Consider the following 25,937-nt stretch of genomic DNA (forward strand, 5'->3'; position numbering starts at 1 on the left):
TCCCTGTCTGATAACTTACAGAGATGTTTGATCATTAGACTGCCAAGGACGAGTCGCCCACTGAGAGGTTTTCTCCCTTCCGCAGAGCTGAATACTTTATCGTATACACCAACGATCCGGTCCCAGGGAATATTCCTGGCAAGGAAAACCCACCGGTTATTCAAGTCCAGCTGCTGCTCGAATGGGGTCTCAAAACCCTCGAAACTTAGCTGGTTGGGACTGCTATAAACCGGAGATGGTGCACGCTTTTTATAACTTCCACGCATAAAACCTTGCACTTTTTTAATGAAAAATCCACTGAAACCTCAATTTACATATAATTTGGCAGTTGTTCAGCAGACTCTACTTATAAACGAATAAAAAATTTATTAATATGATGAAATGTTTTATTTTAAATAGCTTAATACTAAAAGCCCTAAGAATTGGTTTTTTTTCATAAGTTCTTATAACTGATATGGTTAAAGAACTTAAATGAATGTGTGATTTCGTATTTATTATTAATGTTATTTATAAAGTTTTTAAATAAAATAGTTTATAAATTTTAATTTTTTAAATAATTAAAAATTTCAACTGTGATTATGAAATATTTTTCCCGAATTGATAAATGATTTCCCTAGACACATAGGACCTTTGTACTCTTATTTTCTTTAAAAGTATAATGGCAATTTATAACCGGGAACGTTTACCAACTAGTGATGAGAATTTAAGGAAAGGCATTAATAAAGTGAGATACTTATTAGTATTATGCTTTAAACATCTATTTGAATTTTCCTTTTATAAACATGGGCAGGTACTATGCCTAATGTTGATTTTTCTATTGGTTGCGTTCACAAATACCATAGGGCAGTCAAAGAATTCTGGAGCCCATAAATTCAAAGAGGGTGTCTTTAATCAAAAACTGATTGAATTAAAAGGATTTGTATATGATGAAAATAACCATCCTCTGGAATTTGTAAGTGTAGCCATCCCATCACTTCATATTGGAACCCATACGGATCATAAGGGCGCATTTCTTTTACAGGTTCAAGGCATTGACTCTACGACTCAGTTGGTCTTCAGGTATGTAAATAAGGAGTCCAAAAGTATTGCTTTGGCAGGTATTGATTTAAACCAACCTTTGGTAATAAATCTAAAAGACCATAGCCTGACCTTGAAAGATGTACAGGTTCAGGGTTTCAGAGAAAGAGTTAATTCTAACTCTTCTATTATTATTGACAGGGAAGCCATCGAGCAGTCTCAGGCTTTTTCACTAGCCGAAGTATTGCAGATGTTACCCGGTAAGAAAACGGAAGCGCCTGATTTACAACACCCTCAGACCTTAACGCTTCGGACAGATGCCACAGACCAAAATGGGATGAATAACTCCTTCGGGGTGGCTATTTTCATTGATGGGGTCAGGATTTCTAATGATGCCAATATGCAGGCCAGAAGTTTGTCGATCAGAGGCCTGGGGGGACAAGCTACCATTTCCAGTAAGAGTGACGGGAGTTTTGATGTGCCTTATAATGGCCTGGATTTAAGAGATATTCCTGTGGAGAATATTGAACGAATAGAAGTGATTCAAGGTGTTGCGGATGCCCGTTATGGCGATCTGACAAATGGGGCGATTTTAATTACGACAAGGGCTGGAGCTTCTCCCACTAGTGTTTCTTTAAAAATAAATGGGGGTTCCACTCAAGCGACGTTAGCCAAAGGGGTCCGCCTTGGTGGAAAACTAGGTGCCTTAAACTTTAGTGGCGGCTATACCTATAGCAATGCTAATCCACGTGATAACATGAAGAGCTATTCAAGAGTAAACGGAAGTGTTAAATGGTCCGTGGATCTTGCAAAAGGCCTTTCCAATAGTTTCAATGTGGGATTTGACAAAAGACTCGATGATGTTAAGGTAGATCCGGATGATGGAGATAGAAGGACTTTTGCTTCAGGCCATAATCTAAATTTTTCCAATAGTCTGAACTATCAGCCTACCTCAGGTATTTTGCGACGCTTAAACTTTACAGCTTCTTATTCCAGGGGCAGACAGGAGTCTTATGACCAATGGATATTAAATGCGGCTGTAAAGTCCATTGCAGATAAGGATACTACCGGAATCTACAAGGGATATTTTGTTCCGGGTCAGTATTTAGCAGTTCAAAACATCATCGGAATACCCATTACCGCCAGTGCAAATTTGGACCTTACCAGCAAAACATTTCTAACCGGAACCATGCGTCATCAATTCAAAGCAGGTGGGTCTGTTTCTACTTCCGGTAATAATGGTCCAGGTATTGTAATTGATCCCACACGGCCTCGATGGAGTACCTCTAGTTATAAAACAGAAAGGCCCGTGGATTATAGTAAGTTACTGCCATTTCTGACCAATGTGGGTCTTTACCTTCAGGATAATATCAATGGGAAGTTTTTAGATAAGAGCTATGGATTTTATTTGGGGATAAGAGCGGATATTCAAAATGGTTTTTATACGTATCAACCTAGATTAAGCTGGCAATATCAAATCTTAAAGGATTGGGGCATCTCTCTTGCCTACGGAGAAAGCACCAAAGCTCCGGCTCTCGGTACACGTTATCCGGCACCCACCTGGTTGGATATCCCCTTGTTAAATCTTTATACAGGCAATGCAGATCAGAGCCTTTACCTTGTCTATACACGTCAGGTAAAAACGGATAATGCTGATTTAAAACCTGCTAAAAGTAAAACCCTGGAGTTTGCCTTGAATTATCATGGAAAAGCCGGCAGCGGTTCTATAACTGCATATGCTAAAAGAAATTATGATGGATTTACTTCCTCCACCGAGTATATTCCTATAACCCTGCCTGATTATGATTATTTTATCAATGAGGATAAAACCATAAGTTATTATGAAACAGGAGATTCTAGTCTTTATGCCGGCGTAAGCAGAATGATCGCTTCCAATGGTGGTTATACAGCAGATTATGGTTTTGATTTAATGTTTACCTCCAAGGAAATTGAACCTCTGGCCACGAAACTATCTGTGAGTTCAGGACTGGTGTTTTCTAAATTTGATAGTCGTTTCCAACGAAATATAAAAGCGCTGAGTGACCAAACAATTCGGGCAGGGTCTGAGGCGCTATATGCTATATATAATGGGACAACCTATAAAAATACAACCTGGAACAGTAATTTATCTGCGATCACTCATATCCCTAAACTTGGCTTTACCATTACGCTATCCGCTGATTTATCCTTACTTCAGACAAGGATCTCGCCGGCTAGTGATATGCTGGCTATAGGCTATATCAACCGTGCGATGCAGGTAATAGATATTGCTGAACAGGATCGGGGACTGGAAAAGTATGCTTATTTGAAAGATCAACAAACCTTGTTTGCTGAAGATAAGCTTCCTTTTGTTTACTCCAATTTTAATGTCACAATTGCAAAGGAGATTCGCAAGAAAATTAGGTTGACAATCAGGGGGTATAATATATTTAATATAAGGCCAGAATATAATAAGCCAGGCACAAATAGCTGGACCTATTATAATACGGAACCAAGTTTAACAGCAGGGATAACTTTTACCTTATAATGGCAGATATCGCAAATGATTGAAGGCTCAATAAAATTATTAAGGGCATAGATATCCAAAATAGAATTAACCAATTAAAAAAAAATAAACAAATATTATAAACCAATTTAAATAATCTTTTATGAAAGTTCCAGTCATTAAACTAAGAGTTCAATCCATAAGCGCCCTTGGATTAGCCTTGATACTGTTTTTTACCCAAGGCTGTAAGAAAGATGATATCACTAGCACTGTGCAACCAGTGGCTTTAAATGTACAGGTAAGTTATGAAGCAGAACAGCAGGGGCTGGGCCTTCCGTTAAATGCGGTTGCTGTTAAAATAGAAAACAGTACAACAGGGCAGTCTTATAACGCGAGCTCTGACGACAAAGGATTGGTAAGCTTTGAAAGCGTTTCTCCAGGAAATTATACGATCTCTGCTTCGCGCGTATTTACGAAGGAAGAATATGAAAGTCTGACCGGTATTCCAACCAGCACAGACGTAACGCTAAACGCATCCGGTAGTATAGCGCTAACCTCCACTTCTCAGCAGGATCTGACACTGGCTGCTGGTCGGATTGGCGACCTTGTTTTTAAACAGATTTATTATGCAGGATCTAACATTAAAACAGGTGCCACATTCAGGGATCAGTTTGTAGAAATTTATAATAACTCCAACGATACCATTTATGTGGATAGTCTTTATATAGGTAGCTCCCATGCGAATTTATCAACGGTAGCTAAAGGGGCAGCCACCTTTGATTGGTCTAAGTCAATTGGTATGGATGTTCAGGGCAAAGACGCCTCAAATGATTTTGTTTATTTGGAAGAAGTCTTTATGATTCCCGGAAGCGGCAAGGACCATCCTTTGGCTCCTGGCAAAAGTCTAATTATCGCAGCGACTGGTTTAAATCATCAAAAACCTTATACAGATAATAGTGAGGATCATGAAGTAATCACTGTAACTGATCCAAGTCTGACCGTTGATTTAAGCGGAGCGGACTTTGAGACCTATTTACAGGATTATTTAAGAAGTGTTTCTGGTAATCCAAGTACTTATACAAACTTTGCATCCGATCTGGATAACCCGAATGTGCCTAATATGGTGATATTCAGAGCTGCATTTAAAGATTGGGTAATGAATGCTACCGGCAAGGATGATTTTATACTGTTTAGAACATCAACAGCTATTGATGCTTTACCTAGCTATCCGGATCCTTCTGTTACTGAAATTACCAGTAATACAGAGAAATTCGTGCAGCTTCCGGTGAGTGATGTAATTGACGCCGTAGAAATTACGCATCCTAATGCCAGCAGTAGGGCTCCCAAAAGATTGCCAAACAGCCTGGATGGCAATCCAGCCTATGTAGAAGCCGGACAGTATTCATCACAGTCCCTGATTCGTAAAATTGCAAAAACCATCGGAGACAGAATTATTTTGCAGGATACTAATAATTCTGGGAATGACTTTTCAACAAAACAAAAAGCGGATCCTTCTAAATCTGCTGCTTCCTTTACGACCAATTAATGAATAGTGTGAATGCGATAAAAGGTAAAATTAAAATTTTAGTCATTGCTTTTGCAGGGGTGCTTTTAATGAGTTCCCTGCAAAAAGTAATGGCGCAATTGCCTGTACAAACCATGTTGCGGGAAAAGGGCCTGCTGAGACAAAAAGAAAAGGATTCGGTAGACCGTTTTTTAAGACCGGATTCTTATTATTTAAATAAGGAAGAAAAATTAGACAGGCAGCGGGCTCTTTATATGCAGGAGATCGGAAAATCCTGGTTAAAGGGGACCCGAAGTAGCCTTACGGCCCTGGTTCAGGACAGTATCAAAGATGCCGGGGAGCTGGAGGTAGGATTTAACGGGTACAAAGGAGGACTGCATAATCCTCAAGCTGCCTTTGAGCAAAAGAATGCCAATTTATCAACCTGGGGGATCCGCCAGCTAGGCCGAATCAAACTGGCAGGTTATTTCTCCTTTGACCGAGTCTGGGAAGATAGTCTTTCTAATAACTTAAGCAGTCATTTAGATGGCAGAACTCCATATTATTATTTTGCCGGTAAGGCAGGTAAATTTCAAAGACAGATTTACAATATGGGCTTTTTGTTGGGGTATGATGTATTGAAGGATCGACTTTATCTGGGTCTTGGGGCTGATTATATGCATAACAGTTCAACCGGGTCGGTGGATCCAAGGCCGGAAGATAACTGGATGCAGGCTATATTCAAGCCGGGGCTTACTTATAAAAAAGGGAATACTTTGGTAGGCTTAAGTTTGATTAAAGGCTACGGCCGGGATGATATCAGTATCAAATATAAAAATAAAATGTTTGAAACAGGTAATGCTAACCCAGACCGAGATTATTATCTGAATATGGGTTATGGATCCATCGTCAAAAAAAATGATTTAGTGTATGATCAGGTGGAAGATCATGAAGGGGTAAGCCTTGATTTTGCCCGGCATTGGAATCGTATTAAGAAAAGTTATATATTGAGAGGGGCATTCACTTGTCAGAAATCCTATACCGATAGTAGATACCAGCCGGATACTTTATTAATTTATGATAAACTGGCCCGGTGGTCCGAAGGTACATATAACGGTTCTTTACAATTTAAAACGAGTTCCAACACGCGTACTTCACTTTGGGATTTTGTCTTCAACCGATTTAAAGGGCATGATTCAAATACGATTTTTGGAGGTAGAAACTATTTTTCGACTGATAATCATCTGGGCGTCCGTTTTATGCAATTCAGATCAGCAAAAATTAAAGATGGGTATGCCAGTATACAGGATGTAAAGCAAAATGATTTAAAAACAGTCCAAATATCAAAAAATACCCTTAGCTGGGAGTGGGGAGGCCATGCATACTATAACGAATTAAATCGCCAGGATATTTTAGCGGCTCATTCGCTGGACGGCGAAAATCTGGAAGCCGGGCTTAGTGGTGCTGTTTATATTCCGGAAAAAAATTTTTCCTTGTGGAAGTTTTCTCTGAATGCTGGACTTTGGTATCCATTGACGATGCGGGCAAGTGTTCCTGGTACCCAGCAAAATTATTTTACCACTCAGATATTTTATCCGATTATTAATTATTTGAGCACGCCGAAAATTAATGCTGATTTTAGCCTGGGGTATTCCAGCCCTAAGCTGATTAAAGGAGTATATAGTGGTTTTGAACTGCAGGCAGGTTATGAAAAAGGTCTGAATGTAAAAGAAGGTTTGGGTACGCTTGAATTGCCGGCTGGTATTGATTTATCTCAATATAATCCTTCAGGTAAAGCCCATCGACTGTTTATTAGTCTGGCTTTTAAACTATACCTTTAAGATAAATTTTCCAGTTGGAGATTTGATGTTGTTTTTGTTAAAGGTTTGATTGGTTTTTTAATGGTAAGAAAAATTGTGATGAAAAAAACGAGCTATTTTATTGTATTGATAGGAATGCTGACCCTTTGCAGCGCTTATATAAGTGACCGGCTGGATAATAAAACATGGCATGAGGCTTCCAAAATGGGAGATTTTTATCATGATTTATATAGTTTCCTGCCAACTGATAGTTTGACAGATTCAATCGTGAACTTATATCAGGGACCTGTCAGTGACTGGCCGAAACCCAATATTGATTCTGGGATTGTTTATCAGGAACTTGGTGCGATGCCCGGTAATAAAGAATATTTAAAATGGGATAATGACGATACTGTAAAACTTGGTAAAATCTTATTTTTTGATCCCCGATTGTCTAGAAGTAGTCAGATTTCCTGTAGTAGCTGCCATGAACCGGATATGGCCTGGCAAGATGGAAGAACAATAGCTTTAGGCAATGATCATTTACAGGGTAATCGAAATACGCCCTCCTTATTAAATGTCATTATTCAAAAAGAGTTGTTCTGGGATGGTCGGGCGGGCAGTCTGGAAAGTCAGGCGACTGCACCACTGGCCGAGCATCATGAAATGGATATGGATGTCAAATCATTACCTGCTAAACTAATGAAAATTGCAGGTTATGATTCCTTGTTTACAAATGCCTACGGAAATAGTGATATTACGCTGTCCAAAATTACATATGCACTGGCAAGTTTTGAAAAGACGCTAAGGAGTAAGAAATCCCGGTTCGATTTTTTTGTTGAAGGGAATAAAAAAGCTTTAAAGCCTGAGGAAATCAAAGGGTTGCATTTATTTAGGACTAAAGCTCGTTGTATGAACTGCCATAACGGACCTTATTTTACAGATTTGCAGTATCATAATATCGGACTTAGTTATTATGGTAGAAAATTCCAGGATCTGGGTCGTTATCTAGTGACGGGTAAAAAAGAAGATGTGGGCAAATTTAAAACACCGACACTTAGGGATTTACTCCATACCCGGCCTTGGATGCATAATGGATTATTTGACAATCTTACCGGAGTTATTAATATATATAATAGCGGAATGCATCAGCTGGATAATAAGGTGAGTCCTGCGGTAGATTCTCTTTATCCACATACAGATCCGATTTTACGCCCCCTTCAGCTCACTGCCGATGAAAAAGAGGCCTTGGTCGCATTTCTGGAAGCTTTAAATCCGGTAGAATATAAAATGCGCCGACCAGAACTACCTGGCATGGGCCATGAATAGAAAACGCATGAAGTGATTTAATGCCGAAAAATATATTTCTAAACTAACAGTCAGGCTTAGGATGGGTGCGCTTGGTTTATATTTGATTGTTAATCAATATTAAATCAAATCGCATTATACATTTAATTTTGCTTTCAGGTGCATCATTCTGCTTTAGTTTTATTATTTTTAAAGGACGAAATTGTAGTCTGTTGTTCAATAAAACGTATAAAACAAGATTAAAATCAAAATCAAAATAAAAGCATCATGAAAAAACTATTTCTGGTGGGGGCTTTTTTAGCCTTTACTGGTACGGCGGTTTTGGCGCAACAACCCAATACCCTTACCAAAAAAGAAAAAAAACAGGGCTGGAAGTTATTGTTTAATGGCAAAAATACTAAAGGTTGGCATACCTTTCAAAGAGATACTGTTGGCTCCAGATGGCAAGTAAAAGACGGTAATTTAGTGTTTGATCCTACTCAGCCAGAGTCGGGGGGAGGAGATATTGTGACCAATGATGCATATGAAAATTATGAGCTGAATTTAGAATGGAGGATTTCTAAGGGAGGTAATAGTGGTATTATCTTCGATGTTCAGGAAGATCCGAAATACAATGCCACTTATCAGACTGGTCCTGAAATGCAGGTATTGGATAATATAGATGCCTCAGATAATAAAAAACAAAATCATTTGGCGGGTTGCCTATATGATATGTCTGGAGATGCCAGTGTCTCTAAACCCGTACCTGTGGGAGGATGGAATAAAGTCCGCTTGATTCAGGACAAGGGGCATCTGACCTTTTATTTAAATGGCGTTAAGACCTTTGATGGTCAGATGGGTAGTGACCAATGGAATGAAATGGTTGCCAATAGTAAGTTTTCTGACAAATATTTTGCTGATTTCGGAAAAATCGCCAAAGGACATATTGCATTGCAACAGCATCCTGGGTCCAGCGCATGGAGAAATATCAAAATCCGTGAATTGAAATAATTAAGATATTCCAGAAGTAAAAACAAAATCGCCCTGATACAAATTAAAGTATCAGGGCGATTTTGTTGCAGCAGGGTCCTCACTAAAACCTTAATCCCATAATTTATTAATCAATTTCCCTGGGCAGCGAGGCCATTTTGGGTTGTAAAGTCTATATAGTTTTGGTATAGGGTAAACTGGTGAATTTTTATTTAATAAATTTCCATATTTTTCTAAATCCTTTTTTATATAGCCGCATGTTTTGGTTTCAATCTTACTTTCATTGTCCTTTGAACGTACCTTTTGGACTAAATGTTGTTATTGACGAGACCAGTGTCTGAAATCTTCCCATTGGCATCTGATAGGCTTACTACTTCCACGTTTGGTGGGGTAATTAATCACCGTGAATCCCTCGTGGTCGGTAGACGCTACCTGAAACTTACCATCTCTGGATTTTAGACGAATAATATCCCCTGGTTTTAAAAATGGATTTTCAGCACCACCTGCAAAACTTTGCCGAGTGTCTTGCCTCCCTTCTTTAGCCTCCCGATCCTGACTCTTTTTCTTTCCAAAAAGCATTTTAATGTTATTTATATAGTTTAAATAAGGCACCTCCTTGTATCCTTTTGCTTGCTATTCTATGGTCAAACGCGCTTCACAAACATAAAGTGTGCTGGATTGGTTGGTTCGGTTGTTTGCGGTGCAATTTAAGTAATTTTTCGGACCCAAAAATTAGGGAGCTACATTTTTGTAGATTAAATTTTTATTAATAAGGATATCAGCGATTTGCATTATGAATTATTTTAAAGGATTAGGGCTTGTATTTGATAGAAGAATCGCATGGTTGACTACCATTTGTTTGTTTTTGTGAAAAATACTTATAATAATCATAATAGTCCTTAGGTATTTTGACCCTTATTATATGTGGATCGAGAAAATGGAATTTTTCCATATTTATTCATTGAAGTGTAGGCCAAAAACTTCTTTTAGAATAATCAATGATTTTTTAAGATGTATCTTTAGGGTATAATATCTGGATTAAAAATTTGCCTTACTGCTTTTCAGAAGTCAATTAGCATGCTGCAATTAAAGTGTATGGAAAATCTGGCAATGTATTGCTGCTTATTAGGGAAGATTAAATGCAGAGCAAGGGCAAATTGATTAATAAAAATTAATGAATTTTGTAAACCATGGAACAAGATATATTGGAACAAATAGCCGTTGTTACAGATAGAATCGCTGCGGCCTGTAAAAAATGCGGCAGGAACGAAAAGGAGGTTAAATTACTGCTAGCCACCAAAACGGTATCTGCTGAAAAAATAAAAATCGCTCTTGAAGCGGGATATCAATTAATTGGGGAAAATAAAATCCAGGAAGTTAAAGAAAAATATGAGCCATTACGACATTGCTCCCATACTGGTCATTTTATTGGTCATCTGCAAACCAATAAAGTAAAAGAACTGCTTAAATACAATATAAAATGTCTGGAATCCCTTGATAGGTTGGAATTGGCTGAGAAATTACAACATAGACTTGAATTTGAGGATAAATATCTTGACGTACTCATTCAGGTAAATACATCAGGTGAGCAATCAAAATTTGGTGTATCTGCTGATCGGGCAATTGAACTTGTTCAACAAATTGCAACATTAAAGCGCTTAAGAATAAAAGGGTTAATGACCATCGGTCTTTTTAGTGCAGAAGAACAGAAAATTAGGACCTGCTTTCAATTGCTTCAATCTTTAAGCAGGCAGATAGCAGCATTGGAAATTGAAGATGTTCAAATGCAGGAGCTTTCAATGGGCATGAGTAATGATCTTGAGATAGCCATTGAACAAGGAGCCACTATTGTACGTGTGGGAACAGCAGTTTTTGGTAAACGTATCTTTCCTGATAGTTATTACTGGAATGAATCCAGTGATTAAATAAATTTTTCTGGCTAGTTCTCGGAAAATGTTCAAAAAGTTATATTTTTACAATTCATCTGATGATATGATGAATAAATCCGAGAATGAATACTATAATACAAAAGAGAACATTGGCTGATGAGGTGGCATTACAGCTAGAAACACAAATTAAGGCAGGAGAATATCTGGTGGGTGATAAGCTACCTACGGAACCGGCTTTAATGAAATCCTTTGGCGTAGGGCGTTCTTCCATTAGAGAAGCTATTAAAATGCTTTCAAACAGAGGGCTGCTAAGTGTACAACAAGGAATAGGAACTTTTGTGGAAAGCAATGTGGCGGTTGATGAGCCTTTAGGCCAGAGGTTGAAAAGAGCTGATATCCGGGATCTGGATGAAGTCAGAAAACTGTTAGAGCTGAAAATTGCGGAAAGAGCGGCCCTGCATTATACTCCAAAGGATATTAAAAAAATGAAAACCTGTCTTGAACGGCGCAAAGAAACTGCAGAAAAAGGAGATTTGTTGAACTGCGTGCAGGCTGATATTGATTTTCACGTCGCAGTAGCAGCAGCTTCAAAAAATGATATATTACTGGATTTGTATAAAGCAGCATCCGTGCACATGCAATCCTGGTTTTTAAAGGTGTATCAGGATACCCATTCTTTTACCCAAACCCAGGCAATGCATGAACAATTATTGCAATGCATTATTAACCGGAAATCAAAAGCTGCATGGGATGTGGCTGTGGCCATCATTGACCATGGATAATATCCCTTGTATTTAACGGGCTCGGACGAGATTTGGAAACCTAATTTCCAGTCTATCGTGCTTTTTTAAATTTTCCATAATAAATGGCAACTCAACAAACATGAAAAACATAGAAAAAGACAAATCATTAATGAAAAGACCAAAACCGAATAGACCACAAAAGTCCCAAGGAGTTATAACAAATCTGGATACAGAAGATATAAAATCAACCACTGAAAAAACGGTCTTTGCAATTTTATTTACCATCAGCTTTTGCCATCTGCTAAATGATATGATGCAGTCAGTGATTCCGGCTGTGTATCCTATTATAAAGGATAAGTACAAGCTTTCTTTTACTCAGATAGGTCTAATTACCTTAACTTTTCAGCTGACGGCTTCTTTATTGCAGCCTTTTGTAGGACGTTATACAGACAAAAAGCCCAGACCTTTTTCTTTGTCCATAGGTATGGGTTTTACCCTGATTGGTCTGGTAGCTCTGGCATATGCTACCAGTTTTTATCTTATTTTGCTTTCTGTCGCTTTGATAGGGCTGGGATCTTCCGTTTTTCATCCGGAATCTTCAAGAGTGGCTCATCTGGCATCTGGGGGACAAAAAGGTCTGGCACAGTCCATTTTTCAGGTGGGTGGAAATGCCGGTAGTGCTGTGGGCCCCTTGTTAGCAGCAGTAATCATTGTGCCCTATGGTCAGTTTTATATTATCTGGTTTGCCCTGGCTGCTATATTAGGAATGCTGGTACTGATTCGGGTAGGTAAATGGTATCAGGCAAAGCTTTTATGGACTAAAAAATCTCCTAAAACTGAAGTTAATATACATGGCCCTTATCTTTCTAAAAAAAGAGTGAGCTGGTCTATCGCAATACTGCTGGTGCTGATTTTTTCTAAATATTTCTATATGGCCAGCATGACCAGTTATTTTACTTTTTATCTGATTCAAAAATTTAATGTCTCCGTGCAGGCTTCACAACTTTATTTATTTGCTTTTTTAGGAGCTGTAGCCATAGGGACTGTTATGGGAGGCTCGTTGGGAGATAAGTTTGGTAGAAAATATATTATCTGGGTATCTATTTTAGGAGTAGCCCCTTTTACTCTTTTATTACCTTATGTGGGTTTAGTCTGGACTATTATTCTGGCCGTCATTATTGGCCTGATCCTGTCCTCCGCATTTTCTGCAATATTAGTGTATGCAACAGATTTGGTTCCTGGTAAAGTTGGTATGATTGCAGGACTATTTTTTGGATTTGCATTTGGAATGGGAGGAATAGGCTCTGCTTTTTTAGGCTGGCTGGCCGATCGGACAAGCATTGACTATATCTTCCGCCTTTGTGCCTATTTACCTTTATTAGGTATTATAACAGGTTTTCTCCCGAATCTGGAACACCATCCAAAGGGCCATAAATAAACCTTAATAAAGGAAGATAAAACAGCTGCATCAATAATTTATAGGTGCAGCTGTTTTGTTGTTGGTATGCTTTAAACGCATTTTGGAATTCAATCCCGGATTTTTGAAATAAGAATTTCTAGGGTCACTCATAGTTTTTCCCACAACAGACGATGTTGTGTTAGGACCCAATTGAGTAATATGATATTGATAATCAATATTGTGAGAGCATATTTTATCCCAGTTTGAATCTTTTGCCACTGAAAATGATAATAATTTTTCGATTCGCTTAAATTTTTTTTGGTGATTTCTAAAAAATATGTATACATTTGTAGTGTACTAATAAACTAATACACTAAAATCTAAACCATGATTAAAATAAAGTCATTAGGATTTGGATATAAAAGGAAGCGAGTCTTTGAGAATCTTAATCTTGAATTTGGTGCGGGGCATATTTACGGTCTGTTAGGAAAGAATGGAACAGGGAAGTCAACCTTACTTCGGGCCATTATGGGCCTCTTGTTCCCGGATCAGGGCGTTATTGACGCTTTTGGGAATAACCCGGGTAACAGGCGTCCTGCTTATCTGCAGGAAGTATTTATGGTGGCAGAGGAATTCCATTTGCCTGGAGTATCTATTAATATGTTTGTGCGATGCAATGCGTCTTTTTATCCCAACTTTAATGTAACTCAGTTCTGGGATTATTTAAAGGAGTTTGAAGTGCCTATGGACAATAAGCTGGATCAGATGAGTTATGGTCAAAAGAAGAAGGTACTTATTTCTTTTGCATTGGCATGTAACACCAGACTGCTTTTGATGGATGAACCCACCAATGGGTTGGATATTATCAGTAAGAGCCAGTTTAGAAAAGTCCTGGCTGGGGTCGCAACCGAAGATAAATGCATTGTGATTAGCACACATCAGGTACGGGATTTAGAATCGCTGATTGATTACGTGACAATTTTGGATGAGGGTCAAGTGCGCTTCCATCATTCAATAGAAGATATCCAGCAGGAACTGGAATTCGGAATTAGTTTTGAAAGAGCGGTGCCGCAAGACGCACTTTATAGTGAACATTCCTTAACTGGGATGGCTTATATCAAAAAAGCTGCCACTGAAGGCAATTCAACTGGAAAAATAGATCTTGAAATGTTGTATAAGGCCGTAAATCAAAACGAAAAAGCTATTTGTGAAGCTTTTGGTGCGGAGATTTTATAATTAATCTGCGGACAGGCGTTTACGAAGACAAACTACTTTATAAAACCATATTTATTAACTTTTTATTATCCACGTATGAATCAAGTATTTAGCTTAAAGAGGTGGGGGAACTTAATGCGGCGGCATTATCTAGAAAATAAAAGATCTTTTTTATTCGGAATCCTTTGCTTACTAGCTGCGATCACCATTACCATCGGGTTTGGGCTTTGGACCGGACATGGTTTGAATGAAAACGGTTTAATTAATATTTACCTTATTGGTCTGTTTCTGGTAGGAGCCGTATTTGCCAGTAGTTCATTTGATGCACTACAGAAAAAGGAAAGGGGTATTGCCTACTTGACACTGCCTGCCAGTCATTTTGAAAAATTGCTGACGCAAATCGTGTATAATCTGATATTTTTTACGATTGTGTATACCTTTTGCTTTTATGTAATGAGCGAACTATTTATTGTGTCTGCGAAGCATCTGGCGGCCATTGATCCTGATCATTATAGTTATAGACCCATAGAATGGAATGAGCCCGATTCAATTAGGGATTCTTTTTGGTATTTCCTTTATGTTTTTTTCGGAGTGCAGGCGCTATTTATAGCGGGGTCCATTTATTTTAAACGTTTTTCATTTTTACTGACAACCTGCCTTTTGGTCGTATTTGTGTTTTTTTTAATGCAATATTTTATGCTCCTGGAAGCACATTATTGGCGTGATCTGAATCTGTATTTTCATGAATCTGCCTTACGGACACTAGGTGCGGGCCCTACTAAAGTTTATGCCCTGCCGAAAGGATTGGCCTTTGGATTAAAATGGATTCTGTTACTGGGTTGGGCACCTGCTCTATGGCTGGTATCCTGGTTCCGATTAAGAGAAAAAGAAATTTAAAACAGCGAGAAGATGATGCATTTTGAAAACAGCAGCCAGGCCATTTATCTGCAGATAGTCGAATATGTCTGTGAACAGATTATTCGGGGTGAATGGACGGAAGGTGAAAAAATTCCGAGTGTTCGGGAGCTGGGCGTGGCTCTCGAAGTCAATCCTAATACTGTCATGCGTAGTTATGAGGTTTTAAAAAATGAACAAATAATTTTTGATAAAAGAGGTATTGGCAATTTTGTGGATCTGGAAGGGAGTGAAAGAGCCTTGAGATATTTACAAAAGGAATTTACTTCTAAGGCGTTGCCCCAAGTATTTAAGACCCTGTATTTACTCAAAATGGATTTGGAAGATTTAAAAAAGCCCTTTGACGCCTTTAAAAAGAAATATCCAACTGAGTAAACAAAAGTTGCTGGTCGAGGGTGCTTCTTTGTGCTAACAGTTTAATTAAAATATTGAAAATCAATAGTCATGAAAGTCAAAAATAGCAATAAGATACTTATCCTGATTTTAATGTTAACCATTGCGATTCCGTTTTTAATGGCCCAGGTGTTTTTGCATAAAATCAAAAATAACCAGTTTGTGTATGAAAAGCCAACCATCCGGGAAGCTCACCCTGAACTTAATATGGAGGGTAGCATGGAAGGAGTAAAGGCTGTTAAGATAGTCGGCAAAAACTTTGCAGAGCTTCTTGGTGCAACAATATTGCATAATGATTTAAATAGCTATCTGATTACCAGAGAGCGTGCAGCAGATAGCGTCCTGGTAAATCATAGCGGGGACACATTAATCTTTCAGTATTATACCGGATCTGGTGGAAATAACCATCGATATAATAGAGCAGTCAAGTTGCGGATTAATCTTCCTGAAAATATTCCGGTGATTGCCAATAGCTGTCAAATAAATTATGAACTGGGTATTAATGAACAAGGAACTAGTTTAAAGGATAGTCTTAATGTGAATCCTTACTCTCCTGCCATTTTTTATCTAGATGAAGGGGCCGTTCTAAATCTGGGAAGCGAAGCGCTTATGTTCAAGGCTACAAAAGATACTACATTGCTGAGGACTGCCGGTTTGAAAGGTGGACAAGTTTTTATTAGAGATTCCTCTTCTTCACTGAAAGACAGCCTTGCTGCTCAATTTGCAAGGGCAGGCAGCGTATTTATTTACGCAAATAAGAGTATGGTAAAGTTGAATCAGGCTGCTGCATTTGACAAATTAGGACTTACCATGGATAAAAGCTCCTCCCTGGAAATGAATGATCCTATAAAAATTAATGTTGCTGAAATAAGTATTGACCCCGAAGCGCATATTGAAGGAAATTACAGGGCAGTCAAATCAATACGCGCATTGGCAAAAGATAAATAATGATTGATTTTCTGCTCCTGTTTACCTGGGTATTTTTTCGACTTCTTCTGGTACAACCAGTAGCAGGTTGCAGCCACTGACAGAACTCACTTCGTGTTTGAAACTTGGTGGGGTATAAAGATAATCTCCTGCTTGCAATAAAGCAGTTTCAATTGTAACGGATCCGGACAATACAAATAATTCTTCACCAGCCGGATGATTATGATATGGATAGCTGCTTCCAGGCTCAAATTTTAACAGTATGGTGGTGGAGCGTTGTTGTGTCTGATCAAAACGAAGTGATTTTACAAATACGCCAATGTAATGAGTTCCTTGTTCGATAAGCGGTTCCCAATCAGCAAGGGATGAACGGGTGATGTAATCCTGAATATCGGTGGACATCTGGTTTTTCATATTTTATAATTTAATGATTATTGTTTTTATTAATAGTGGTGGCTGTTTTATCCAGGTAGGCCAATGTAAAGCAAGCAGCACTGAATACAAATACTGAATAATCCAGGGGATCTTTCACGCCGTTTGCTATAGTCATAGCAACGGCAAACACCAGGGTTAAAAAACCGCCCATTATAGCACTTAATTGGTTAAAAAGACCTAATAATATTGTAATTCCAATGAATGTTTCCAAAAAAGTTACTATAATAGCTAGTGGGGCAATCAATACGGAAGGTATAAAATATAGTAAATCACCCATATATTTGGTGAAGTTTGTCCATCCCGAACTATACTGTCCCCATAGCCCAAGTCTACTGGCAACCGCAGATAAAAAGCCAATGGCAATGCTCCTTCTCAGAAATCCAGGGGCATTTTTGGTAGAAAATAATGGGTGTATCTTTGGAATCATGCTTAATTCATTTTGTAATTGATTTTTTTCGGAGACCTGATTGGAGCCCATTCAACTATTATTATGTAGGGTTACTAGGTGCCGATTAATTACAATGCAAAATTGCTATTGAATGGCTATTGGGAAAATAGAAGATGCTGGAAAAAGCATGTAAAATTCTAGACAGGCTCGTTTTGTATTTAATTCGGTTGGGATGATAGGAGGGGATTGGAAGAAGCTGGTCCTGACTGATTAATTTTATCTGTCAAAAAATCATAGTGATTTTTATTTGTGCAGGATATTTAGGCTGGTCTTGTAATCTTTAGGAGATTTTCCGGTATGTTTTTTAAAGAAATTGGAGAAATAGAAGGGGTCAGTAAAGCCTAGTTTATAAGAAATTTCTTTAATAGTGAAGTCTTGATAAAGTAATAACCGCTTAGCCTCAGAAATCTTGAGACTAAATATAACATTTTGGGCAGTTTTACTGGTGTGGAGTTTGGATAATTCATTTAGTTTGGCTTCGTTTGTTTGTAAAAGCCTGGCGTAATCCGCAACTGAATAATTCTCTATAAAACTGTTGCGGGTCAATTCCAAAAACTTTAGAAACAAGGCATCCGGTTTCCAAAGTGAATCTCCTCTGGCGATTTTGGTCCTGTTAATGGTTATCAATAATGATTCAATATGTCCTTTAACGGCAATCTGATATTGAAATAACCTGTTTTTAATTTCATCTTCAATTTTATGAAGGATTAGGCTAAAGTCATCGGAGTTGTGCAGTTTAATCAGTTCATTTTCCCCAAAATGGCAAAATAGGCCATTGTGGAAGATGAGTTCAATATCATGATCATCTTTGCATATAAATTCGAGGGGAAAATCAACAATAGTCAATTGTCCATTTAATGCAGTAAAATAATGAATCTGGCCTGAAGTGATGGTAATCACTTCAGCAGCGCACATGGTAAAATCAGTTTGATCAATCCTTATTTTGGCATTCCCGGCAGCGCAAAAAATAATACGATATTTTAAAAGACGCACAGGTTCTCTGGGACAATTGGGATCATTTAATTGTTCAATCGTATATAAGGTGGTCATAAGTGAAACGGTTTCAATTTCTTAAAATGGGCTAGTTGTCCAACCGACTCTAAAATTGAAGATAATGAAAATTTACAAGGTTATTATTGTTCGACCGCGAAACATAATTAGTTCGTAAAAAAACAGCACATTTTTGTACAAAGTTCAGATAAAGGAGCTTACGTAGAGTTGCCTTCCAATACAAATTTTCATAAAAAACGCAGTCTGCTTTAATTTTAAAACTAAATAGCAGACACGTAGAAGGATTGATTTAAGGGGAACTATGAGATTGGCCACGCTGGTGTTGTTTAGTGACTGGCTGTTGAACTTTTATATGTTGGGTAAACTTTCCCGTTAAAAACAGGATAATCCCCAAAAAAATGCAACCAATACCTGCTAGCCGCATAATTTTATTGTAACAACCACTTATTGAGGCCGATTCAAAACTTTCGTAAACCTCAAGGCCGAATTGATTGCGTCTCTTAAATCTGCGCTTTCCTACATGGTAGGTTATTAACCCCCCTAATATAATCAATAGAAGGCCGCCTGCTTTTGAGGCGCTTGCCACGATGGCTAGGTTTTCCTGATGTAGCATAATCTGAAGTTTATGGCGTAATGATAGTAATGCGAAGTATTTTATTGGCCAATTAGCTAATAATAATAGTAAAAATAAGTAAAATATTTAAATTACTGTTTGGAAAAGATAAATTTTATTGCAAAAAAATGCGCCTGTAGTTTTTTATAAAAAATTACAGGCGCATTTTTACCTCAAAGAATTGGGGTGTTTAGCTATATAAGGCTCAGGATTTCAATTGTTTAAAGTGAATTTAAAAACTTTAATAAGGCGGCACGATCTGTCTTAGAAAGCTGAACAAATGCATTTTTTGCGGATTTAGCTTCTCCGCCATGCCATAAAATTGCCTCGGTAATAGTTCGGGCTCTTCCATCATGTAGGTAATAAGGAGTGCCGTTGGTTTTCTGGAATAACCCAATGCCCCACAAAGGCATGGTGCGCCACTCATTACCGGTTGCCCGGTAATCAGGTCTTCCGTCTGCCAGGTCCTCGCCCATATCGTGCAATAATAAATCTGTATAGGGATGAATCAATTGATTGCTCAGCATAGGTAAACGGACATCCACTCCCGTCCGGACATCAGGTAGATGACAACTGCTACAATGGATTTGTTTGAAAATACGTTCTCCCTGACGACAGGTACTGTCATTTACTGTTCTTCTGGCCGGCACTGCTAATGTTCTGGCATAAAACACAGTTGCATTTAACAGGCTGTCAGTTATTTCTGGGTCATCTGCAAGACCGTCATATTGAGGTTGACCATAACTGCTTTCTTCCGGGAAAACACTGCTGGTAAGTCCCATGTCCTGTTGGAAAGCGCTAGCTACTTGGATGCGCACTGAAGGTGTATTGGCTTTTAATCCAAAACGGCCAAGTTCAACTTTTTTATCCTCTGGATTATAGACATAATTAGGACGTCCGCTGATGCCGTCTCCATTTGCATCTGCACTGTCTGCATAGGAGAGGATGGTTGATTCCGGAATGAGCTCCAGTAACCCTAATCCAAAAACAGGCGGTGCCAGACGCACGGAAATCATGTATCCTGCAGGAAGGGGAATATATGGATTGGAAAGACTATAGGTAGGCTTTCTGAGCGTTGCCGTTTCTCCATCAGGAAAAGTAAAAGGTTGCTCTGTATAGCTGACATTTACTTTAACCTCTGGGCTGCCGATTAATGATTTGTCTTGTAACTGCAAACCAAAACCAGGCGCTTGAACTGGTCCTCCATCACTGGCAATACCTGGAATTGAAATACGTGTGAGCAGGGAAGATTCAACGAGGCCAAGGGTTGGGGTGCCCTTACCATCATTATGGTGACAGGAAATACAGGAGACATTATTATATATAGGCCCTAAACCTCCAAAATGCGGGGCTGGGTTTGATACAAATACCTGACTAAAAGTTTCATCTCCTACATTATGGACGAACTGATCATTGGCACTCATGCCGCTAATCATTTCTCCAAATGCTTTAGAATTGGATAAAAAGCTGGTGGCTGCTCCACCGGATAATTGCAGATTATATAAATCCTCGGGAAAATCTCCTGCTTTGCGGCAAAAACTGCCAACCAGGATAATGGCCCCGATTACACACATCACATAAAACTTTTTCATTCGAATAGCGCTTTGCTGTTTGGTAATGTTTTGAGCGCCCGGCAGGGGCGCTCAAAACATCTAAATAAGCCAGTTGGTTACTTGCTTAATCCTTTACATATTGCTGGATATAAGGGACTAATCCATCTTCTACCTGAGTTTTCAGGGCTGCAACCTGTGTTATAACATTCTGAACGATTGTTCGATTGTTATAAATGGCCTTCTCAAATGTTATGTCACCAAATCCATCAAAGGATTTTATTGCATTTTGAAAGGCAGTCCTGATCTGGTTGTCCAGATTTTTATTATTGACCTGCACCAGGCTGCTCAGGCTGGTACCTGTAGCCCCACCATAGGAACAGGTGTAGCTGTTATAAGCTCCCTGAATATTGTTTTTGAAGTCAACAATTGAGTTATGAGAATAAGGTGATTCTGTCTGTGTTGAATCTGCATCTGTTGCCGTATTGCCAAAAGGTACAGGCATTTTAGATTCACCCACTTCATTACAGATGTCTATCAGGGCATTTGCAATAGCTTCCAGGGCTTCTTGTTTGGTTTTGTAACGACTGTCTGCTCCCGGATTGGTGATTTCGTTACCAAAACCACCATCTGTCCAACTTGCCTGCAATGCTTTTACGTTACTCAGAATATTGGAAGATAACGCGGTCATGTAGTTTTTTTCTGCATCTGTATAATCTGCAGGGTTAGTTTCCCAAAGTAAATATTCCAGTGGGTGGAAACCTTTGAGTGCGTCATCGGTATTGTTGAGTTCATCGCTGGTAATATTACTATTGGTCTTTAACAGATTGTCGATGGCATTTCTGTCAGTAGGCCAGGTATCCATATTAGGATCATAGTTGTCATCCTCTACAGGACCAATTAAAAAACCTTCACTTTGTTCCCATACGACACGTACGGTCTTCCATGCTGCCTGAGCGGTAGCCTGGTTTTCAGCTGTAGGATTAGCTACAAGTGCTTTTACTGCATTGTCTAAAGTTGTGGCTTCACTGGTGAAGTCACTGTATAGTGGGTTACCCAATACACTTACAAAGTCGCTAAGGGCTTTTGTTTCGACTTCCTGAATGTCCTGGCTGTTAGAAGGGCTATCTGATTTAGAGCATGACATGACACTCACAGACATAAGGGAAGCAATTACAACTGCCGGTAGAAATAATTTTTTCATAGTTTTTGTTATAAAAGTTTGATATTAAATGTGTGAAAAATAGTTTATATGACTTGCAGATAAACTGCTAACTCATAAAATAATCTGGATCTAATGCAACAATTAAGTTCGTTGCATCCTTTTTTATTTTTAGGTGTTGCAACGGATCTGTCGCGGGGCCTTTGAGCACAGCGCCGGTTTCTGAAAATCTGCTGCCATGCATAGGACAAAAATAGCCGCTTCCTGTCTTGGTAAGCGCCTGCCCTGCATGGGTGCACATCAAGAGTAGTGCTGTATAATCGCTCTGATTTTTAATTATACCTATATCATAACCGTATCCCTGAATGCGGACCAGTTTGAATTCTGCTGCTGCAAAACTGGATAATGGAACTGTTATCAGATTACCAGTGGCTGTGGTTTTATATACACCAACCGAAGCGGTTTTACAGGAATCCAGCAAGGTTGAACTTAAAAGGGTTCCCAAACTGATGGCTGCGCATGTACCGCAGGTTTTTTTTATAAAATCTCTTCTGTCCATTGCTTGTCCTCCCTTCGTTTTAAAAGGCGTATCCGATGCCAATATTTAAAAATTGATTGTTTTGCTGATAGGCCTGCATCACTGATGGTGGATTGATAATTAGATTCTTATTCTGCGGTCCTGTGTGGGTTATTCGAACATCTGCCTTTATAACTACATTAGGAATCGGGAAATAATTCAGGCCGGTAACTATGTGTACTTGTTTTAAAGTGGGATCTTTGATGCCGTTACTAGGAATTTCATCATTGAGGTTCAGGTATTCATAACGCCCAAAACCAATTAGTTGCTGATGGCTGCCAGTATTGTGTAACAGGTCATAAGATAGTTCCCCATATATGCCATTCATTGTTTTAAAAACATTGCTGGCAAATGCATTATTGACTTTACTTGCGTCTGGCATGGTTACATAGGTTCCTAAAGCCTTTGCCGAAAACCCGCCTTTATTATATTGAACATCTGCTTCTCCTAAGTAAAGAGGAGTCCCAAAAGGACCGGATGCCAAACCCAGGCTGTCGGCCTGATAGTTTCCCATACCGGTTGTGCCGCTCATATATCCAGACACCTGAAACTGAAAGTCACCCACAAAGTATCTCAAAGATGCGGTGAGCGCCAGGTTGTTGCCTGAAGCTAGCTGACCATCACTTAGACCTCCGGTAAAGCCGCTTCCATGGACCATGTTCTCAGAACTTACTCCACTGACAATTGCAGCTGAGTAGGAGAGAGGAAGGGTTGCTGCCTGCCCGTAAAAACCGACACCAATTTCACGCCAGGTAGTAGGAATTATTAATTGTTCTACCAAGGGACGCTCAGTTCCGTTAAAATTGACAGGAAGATGGTTCTCATTGGTTATACCGATTCTGGGAGTGAATAAACCGGCAACTATATATTGTCTTGGATTCAAAGAAAACTTAATATAGGCCTGTTCCATCCCAATCTCACCTTTACTGTCACCTCCTTCTACTTTGGCACTTTCAACTTCCAGTTCAGAGAAAAATGCAATCTTGCTGGTAAATTGGTGACCCACAAAAAGAACTGCTCTGGCCAGGTTAAAAGCTGAATTTTTATAAGCAAAATCATGCTGATAAGTCGCTTCACCATATCCTGAGATAACTGTCTGAGCAACTTTGGCATTTCCTCCTGAGAGCAAATCTTCTCCCGAGCTACTGATCATTTTCTGAGCAGGAGTCGCACTGTATCCCGCTTGTTTTTCTTTCAAAGAACTACTGTCACGATATTTTTTATAACCAAGACTGCTGGAATCTGTTTGAGCCATAACTTGTTGGCCTATGCAGCTGGTTATAATGATTGCCCAAAGGACAATACAAATTCTATTCAACATGTATATCACAATTTTGTGCGGCAAATTTATAATCAGTTAACATTTTTGTTGTTACGAGATTGGGAAAAAGAATCCCCGTATTGAGAGTCTAGCCTTAGTTAGTTGAACGATTGAATTATGTATATTTTCTTTTTAATGCATTGGTTATTAATTAATTATGGGTGCGTTGTACACTTTTGAAGTGTACTTCTGGGGCATTGAATTAAAGAAAAAAAATAGAATTTATTCATAGTTTATTCTAAAATAATTCAAAATGAATTCAGAATGAATTCAGTATTCAAGAAGTTTTCAGCAATCTTTTTTGCGCTGGAAAGCTGAAACAGAACAAAAACATGGTTTGAGCGCTAGTCAATTGATCTTTTCAAAAAATTAATGAAATTAGGAGCGAACTTGTAAAGGAGTAAAATTCCTTCAAGGGGGTTATTCATTATGCGAAGATGGCAGATATGAGTATTTCAAAATTCAAAACTGGATTCAAGATAGAAACGGGGTTGGCGCCTTTTGATTATTGGAATCAGGGACAACTTCAGAGGGGGCGATTGAATTTGTTTACCTCCAGAATGTCTGTTAAGGACATCGCTCTGGAAATGGGCTATAGTGATACAGCTGCATTTGACAAGGCTTTTAGGAAGGTGTTTGAAGAATCGCCAACGGATTATAGAAAACGGATGGGTATTTTGTGATTTGAATGTTTTTATTTCTTCAAAATATTGATTTATACTGGTATATATATGATAATTATTAAGTTGTCTTGTTGGGCAGTCTTTTGCAGGTTATTGTCAACAAATTGCGGGAGCATTGTTGAATTAGTGATATGGGGAATGCGTTATAGAAAATTGATAATAAGGTTTATGATGGCATGGTGGCGGCCTTTAAATTTGGCCCTAGGTAATGTAATTTATAATTTGGGTCGATGTGTACAAGGCTCCAGTAGTGATTCCTGACATGTTTAATACGACGGTTTCAGATTTTTTTGAGGGAAGTAAATGATTAAATGGCCAGTGTTCTTTAATAATAATGATATTCAAGTAGTTGAACTTACTGTATTGGCGAATAAATTTTTTCAATGTTTTGCATCGAGTTATTTAAACGATTTTTATGTAAGCATTATGTTTGAAATTGCTAAATTGTTTGTAATTTAAATGCAGGAAATTTTAAAGCACTATGGAGTATAAAAAAGACATACCTGATTCAAAAGAAAGGGAAATTTTAATCGAGGCAGGTAAGTCTGCAGCTGCGAGAGCTATTCGTATTTCTAAAGCTTTGAACCTCCCCATTCATTATATAAAGAACGGCCTGTTAATCAAAGAACTCCCAGATGGAAGTACTAAAGTCATTAAGAAAATTATTCGAATAGCTAGCAAATAATAATTCTAAGAAAATAATCAATGGTGATGAAGAAAAGGCTTAGAATTTTTGCAGGACCTAATGGCTCTGGGAAATCAACATTATTTGCTGATATATCAGGCAGGTATAAGGTGGGGTATTTTGTCAATTCTGACGTAATTGAGCAGGAGCTATTAAAGCAAAAGTACATCAACTTAGAGGATTTTGGACTTAATTTGACACAAGAGGATCTGGATTCATTCTTAGGAGTGCCGGATTCTATTACACTTTTAAATAAAGCTAAAGATGCGGGGTATCCAATTGATATTTATGTAAAAGAGAATGTTATTGTTGATGAATCTAAAATTGTCAATAGTTATGGAGCTTCATTGATTCAGTGATGAGTCATCGTTCAAAGCTAACCGAAATTGTGAATGCTAATGCCTTAGGGTATAAAACTTATCTTTATTTTGTTTGTCTTGATGATCCTCTTCTAAATGTTTCTCGTGTTAATGACAGGTTGGACAAAGGAGGCCATTCGGTGCCAACTGATAGAATTTTTACAAGGTATGATAACTCTTTAACTAATTTAATATAATGGACCCCATTTTTTGGACAGGTTAATAAGATATAACTTTATAACGTAAAACCTTTCAAAAATGAGTAAAACAAGTCGCAGGAAGTTCACCTCAGAATTCAAAACCAAGGTCTGTTTGGAAGCCATTAAAGAGCAACAGACTATAGAAACACTAAGTAAGAAATATGACATACACCCCACTCAAATAAACACGTGGAAAAAAGAGTTTTTAGCCAAAGCTAGTCTCGTTTTTGAGAAGGATGCACCTGCTGATCAGTCTGAGGATCAGGCCTTAAAAGAGAATCTATATGCAGAAATAGGAAGACTTAAAATAGCTAATGATTTTCTAAAAAA

At 38.4% G+C, this 25,937-nt stretch carries 24 protein-coding genes and 1 pseudogene; 16 read left to right on the forward strand and 9 right to left on the reverse strand.

Annotated features, from left to right (window positions below; translation table 11 throughout):
- Positions 1 to 266: pseudogene (locus tag BLU80_RS18520) on the reverse strand (hypothetical protein); the annotation flags it as partial.
- 551 nt (positions 267 to 817) lie between these two features.
- Here BLU80_RS18520 and BLU80_RS18525 point away from each other — a divergent pair.
- The 5 genes from BLU80_RS18525 to BLU80_RS18545 all read left to right on the forward strand — a co-directional run bounded on the left by BLU80_RS18525 (position 818) and on the right by BLU80_RS18545 (position 9,103).
- The gene (locus BLU80_RS18525) at positions 818 to 3,544 is read left to right on the forward strand and encodes a TonB-dependent receptor (RefSeq protein ID WP_170831294.1); all 2,727 of its coding nucleotides are present in this window, start codon (positions 818 to 820) and stop codon (positions 3,542 to 3,544) included.
- Positions 3,545 to 3,665: 121 nt separating this feature from the next.
- Positions 3,666 to 5,048: a DUF4876 domain-containing protein gene (locus BLU80_RS18530; RefSeq protein WP_091401359.1), complete on the forward strand. Its 1,383-nt coding sequence runs from the start codon at positions 3,666 to 3,668 to the stop codon at positions 5,046 to 5,048.
- A gap of 8 nt (positions 5,049 to 5,056) precedes the next feature.
- On the forward strand, positions 5,057 to 6,847 hold the full coding sequence (locus BLU80_RS18535) for a DUF6850 family outer membrane beta-barrel protein (RefSeq protein ID WP_139188208.1): 1,791 nt from the start codon (positions 5,057 to 5,059) through the stop codon (positions 6,845 to 6,847).
- Positions 6,848 to 6,925: 78 nt separating this feature from the next.
- The gene (locus tag BLU80_RS18540; RefSeq protein ID WP_170831295.1) at positions 6,926 to 8,134 is read left to right on the forward strand and encodes a cytochrome-c peroxidase; all 1,209 of its coding nucleotides are present in this window, start codon (positions 6,926 to 6,928) and stop codon (positions 8,132 to 8,134) included.
- 246 nt (positions 8,135 to 8,380) lie between these two features.
- Positions 8,381 to 9,103 carry a 3-keto-disaccharide hydrolase gene (locus BLU80_RS18545; RefSeq protein ID WP_091401364.1) on the forward strand — a complete coding sequence of 241 codons (723 nt, stop codon included), beginning with the start codon at positions 8,381 to 8,383 and terminating at the stop codon, positions 9,101 to 9,103.
- Between the two features lie 297 nt (positions 9,104 to 9,400).
- Here BLU80_RS18545 and BLU80_RS18550 read toward each other — a convergent pair whose 3' ends face one another.
- Positions 9,401 to 9,661 carry a hypothetical protein gene (locus BLU80_RS18550; protein ID WP_091401366.1) on the reverse strand — a complete coding sequence of 87 codons (261 nt, stop codon included), beginning with the start codon at positions 9,659 to 9,661 and terminating at the stop codon, positions 9,401 to 9,403.
- A 611-nt stretch (positions 9,662 to 10,272) separates the two neighbouring features.
- On the opposite strand from BLU80_RS18550, the gene BLU80_RS18555 reads away from it, so the two are divergent.
- The 7 genes from BLU80_RS18555 (at position 10,273) to BLU80_RS18585 (ending at position 16,584) form a co-directional block, all read left to right on the forward strand.
- Positions 10,273 to 11,007: a YggS family pyridoxal phosphate-dependent enzyme gene (locus BLU80_RS18555; protein WP_091401368.1), complete on the forward strand. Its 735-nt coding sequence runs from the start codon at positions 10,273 to 10,275 to the stop codon at positions 11,005 to 11,007.
- Positions 11,008 to 11,093: 86 nt separating this feature from the next.
- The gene (locus tag BLU80_RS18560) at positions 11,094 to 11,753 is read left to right on the forward strand and encodes a FadR/GntR family transcriptional regulator (protein ID WP_091401370.1); all 660 of its coding nucleotides are present in this window, start codon (positions 11,094 to 11,096) and stop codon (positions 11,751 to 11,753) included.
- A 100-nt stretch (positions 11,754 to 11,853) separates the two neighbouring features.
- Positions 11,854 to 13,152 (forward strand): MFS transporter, encoded by a 1,299-nt coding sequence (locus tag BLU80_RS18565; RefSeq protein WP_244519016.1) that lies wholly within the window; start codon positions 11,854 to 11,856, stop codon positions 13,150 to 13,152.
- A gap of 348 nt (positions 13,153 to 13,500) precedes the next feature.
- A complete protein-coding gene (locus BLU80_RS18570; RefSeq protein ID WP_091401372.1) occupies positions 13,501 to 14,349 on the forward strand; it encodes an ABC transporter ATP-binding protein in 849 nt (282 codons plus the stop codon).
- Positions 14,350 to 14,463: 114 nt separating this feature from the next.
- Positions 14,464 to 15,225 (forward strand): hypothetical protein, encoded by a 762-nt coding sequence (locus BLU80_RS18575; protein WP_091401374.1) that lies wholly within the window; start codon positions 14,464 to 14,466, stop codon positions 15,223 to 15,225.
- A gap of 12 nt (positions 15,226 to 15,237) precedes the next feature.
- Positions 15,238 to 15,618: a GntR family transcriptional regulator gene (locus BLU80_RS18580; RefSeq protein ID WP_244519018.1), complete on the forward strand. Its 381-nt coding sequence runs from the start codon at positions 15,238 to 15,240 to the stop codon at positions 15,616 to 15,618.
- A 69-nt stretch (positions 15,619 to 15,687) separates the two neighbouring features.
- A complete protein-coding gene (locus tag BLU80_RS18585; protein WP_091401376.1) occupies positions 15,688 to 16,584 on the forward strand; it encodes a hypothetical protein in 897 nt (298 codons plus the stop codon).
- A gap of 21 nt (positions 16,585 to 16,605) precedes the next feature.
- Here the strand turns inward: BLU80_RS18585 and BLU80_RS18590 are convergent, their stop codons facing one another.
- From BLU80_RS18590 to BLU80_RS18625, 7 genes are all read right to left on the reverse strand, one after another.
- Complete coding sequence (locus BLU80_RS18590) at positions 16,606 to 16,977, reverse strand: cupin domain-containing protein (RefSeq protein ID WP_244519020.1); 372 nt, start codon at positions 16,975 to 16,977, stop codon at positions 16,606 to 16,608.
- Positions 16,978 to 16,987: 10 nt separating this feature from the next.
- The gene (locus tag BLU80_RS18595; RefSeq protein WP_091401396.1) at positions 16,988 to 17,425 is read right to left on the reverse strand and encodes a hypothetical protein; all 438 of its coding nucleotides are present in this window, start codon (positions 17,423 to 17,425) and stop codon (positions 16,988 to 16,990) included.
- A 264-nt stretch (positions 17,426 to 17,689) separates the two neighbouring features.
- The gene (locus BLU80_RS18600) at positions 17,690 to 18,496 is read right to left on the reverse strand and encodes a helix-turn-helix domain-containing protein (RefSeq protein ID WP_091401377.1); all 807 of its coding nucleotides are present in this window, start codon (positions 18,494 to 18,496) and stop codon (positions 17,690 to 17,692) included.
- A gap of 795 nt (positions 18,497 to 19,291) precedes the next feature.
- On the reverse strand, positions 19,292 to 20,662 hold the full coding sequence (locus tag BLU80_RS18610) for a di-heme oxidoreductase family protein (RefSeq protein WP_211481909.1): 1,371 nt from the start codon (positions 20,660 to 20,662) through the stop codon (positions 19,292 to 19,294).
- 85 nt (positions 20,663 to 20,747) lie between these two features.
- The gene (locus tag BLU80_RS18615) at positions 20,748 to 21,824 is read right to left on the reverse strand and encodes an imelysin family protein (protein WP_091401381.1); all 1,077 of its coding nucleotides are present in this window, start codon (positions 21,822 to 21,824) and stop codon (positions 20,748 to 20,750) included.
- 67 nt (positions 21,825 to 21,891) lie between these two features.
- Positions 21,892 to 22,383 (reverse strand): QcrA and Rieske domain-containing protein, encoded by a 492-nt coding sequence (locus BLU80_RS18620; protein ID WP_139188210.1) that lies wholly within the window; start codon positions 22,381 to 22,383, stop codon positions 21,892 to 21,894.
- The gene (locus BLU80_RS18625; RefSeq protein ID WP_091401384.1) at positions 22,361 to 23,680 is read right to left on the reverse strand and encodes a porin; all 1,320 of its coding nucleotides are present in this window, start codon (positions 23,678 to 23,680) and stop codon (positions 22,361 to 22,363) included. Before BLU80_RS18625 ends, BLU80_RS18620 begins: the two co-directional genes overlap by 23 nt.
- A 437-nt stretch (positions 23,681 to 24,117) precedes the next feature.
- On the opposite strand from BLU80_RS18625, the gene BLU80_RS18630 reads away from it, so the two are divergent.
- From BLU80_RS18630 to BLU80_RS18645, 4 genes are all read left to right on the forward strand, one after another.
- Complete coding sequence (locus tag BLU80_RS18630; protein WP_091401386.1) at positions 24,118 to 24,363, forward strand: helix-turn-helix domain-containing protein; 246 nt, start codon at positions 24,118 to 24,120, stop codon at positions 24,361 to 24,363.
- A 481-nt stretch (positions 24,364 to 24,844) separates the two neighbouring features.
- A complete protein-coding gene (locus BLU80_RS18635; protein WP_091401388.1) occupies positions 24,845 to 25,048 on the forward strand; it encodes a hypothetical protein in 204 nt (67 codons plus the stop codon).
- A gap of 20 nt (positions 25,049 to 25,068) precedes the next feature.
- Positions 25,069 to 25,407, forward strand: a complete 339-nt coding sequence (locus BLU80_RS18640) for a hypothetical protein (protein WP_091401389.1) — start codon at positions 25,069 to 25,071, stop codon at positions 25,405 to 25,407.
- A 258-nt stretch (positions 25,408 to 25,665) separates the two neighbouring features.
- Positions 25,666 to 25,937, forward strand: a 272-nt coding sequence (locus tag BLU80_RS18645) for a transposase (RefSeq protein ID WP_139188211.1), incomplete at its 3' end; no start/stop codon positions are given.

The sequence above is a fragment of the Arachidicoccus rhizosphaerae genome, assembly GCF_900107765.1.
Taxonomy (GTDB): Bacteria; Bacteroidota; Bacteroidia; order Chitinophagales; family Chitinophagaceae; genus Arachidicoccus; species Arachidicoccus rhizosphaerae.

Bases quoted from the DNA above. Each gene is read 5' to 3' on its own strand.
- BLU80_RS18635 (WP_091401388.1), top strand. From the start codon at position 24,845: ATGGAGTATAAAAAAGACATACCTGATTCAAAAGAAAGGGAAATTTTA.
- BLU80_RS18565 (WP_244519016.1), top strand. From the start codon at position 11,854: ATGAAAAACATAGAAAAAGACAAATCATTAATGAAAAGACCAAAACCG.
- BLU80_RS18595 (WP_091401396.1), bottom strand. From the start codon at position 17,425: ATGATTCCAAAGATACACCCATTATTTTCTACCAAAAATGCCCCTGGA.
- BLU80_RS18540 (WP_170831295.1), top strand. From the start codon at position 6,926: ATGAAAAAAACGAGCTATTTTATTGTATTGATAGGAATGCTGACCCTT.
- BLU80_RS18640 (WP_091401389.1), top strand. From the start codon at position 25,069: ATGGTGATGAAGAAAAGGCTTAGAATTTTTGCAGGACCTAATGGCTCT.
- BLU80_RS18610 (WP_211481909.1), bottom strand. From the start codon at position 20,662: ATGAAAAAGTTTTATGTGATGTGTGTAATCGGGGCCATTATCCTGGTT.
- BLU80_RS18550 (WP_091401366.1), bottom strand. From the start codon at position 9,661: ATGCTTTTTGGAAAGAAAAAGAGTCAGGATCGGGAGGCTAAAGAAGGG.
- BLU80_RS18590 (WP_244519020.1), bottom strand. From the start codon at position 16,977: ATGAAAAACCAGATGTCCACCGATATTCAGGATTACATCACCCGTTCA.
- BLU80_RS18585 (WP_091401376.1), top strand. From the start codon at position 15,688: ATGAAAGTCAAAAATAGCAATAAGATACTTATCCTGATTTTAATGTTA.
- BLU80_RS18615 (WP_091401381.1), bottom strand. From the start codon at position 21,824: ATGAAAAAATTATTTCTACCGGCAGTTGTAATTGCTTCCCTTATGTCT.
- BLU80_RS18625 (WP_091401384.1), bottom strand. From the start codon at position 23,680: ATGTTGAATAGAATTTGTATTGTCCTTTGGGCAATCATTATAACCAGC.
- BLU80_RS18580 (WP_244519018.1), top strand. From the start codon at position 15,238: ATGATGCATTTTGAAAACAGCAGCCAGGCCATTTATCTGCAGATAGTC.
- BLU80_RS18570 (WP_091401372.1), top strand. From the start codon at position 13,501: ATGATTAAAATAAAGTCATTAGGATTTGGATATAAAAGGAAGCGAGTC.
- BLU80_RS18630 (WP_091401386.1), top strand. From the start codon at position 24,118: ATGGCAGATATGAGTATTTCAAAATTCAAAACTGGATTCAAGATAGAA.
- BLU80_RS18545 (WP_091401364.1), top strand. From the start codon at position 8,381: ATGAAAAAACTATTTCTGGTGGGGGCTTTTTTAGCCTTTACTGGTACG.
- BLU80_RS18600 (WP_091401377.1), bottom strand. From the start codon at position 18,496: ATGACCACCTTATATACGATTGAACAATTAAATGATCCCAATTGTCCC.
- BLU80_RS18560 (WP_091401370.1), top strand. From the start codon at position 11,094: ATGAATACTATAATACAAAAGAGAACATTGGCTGATGAGGTGGCATTA.
- BLU80_RS18530 (WP_091401359.1), top strand. From the start codon at position 3,666: ATGAAAGTTCCAGTCATTAAACTAAGAGTTCAATCCATAAGCGCCCTT.
- BLU80_RS18575 (WP_091401374.1), top strand. From the start codon at position 14,464: ATGCGGCGGCATTATCTAGAAAATAAAAGATCTTTTTTATTCGGAATC.
- BLU80_RS18555 (WP_091401368.1), top strand. From the start codon at position 10,273: ATGGAACAAGATATATTGGAACAAATAGCCGTTGTTACAGATAGAATC.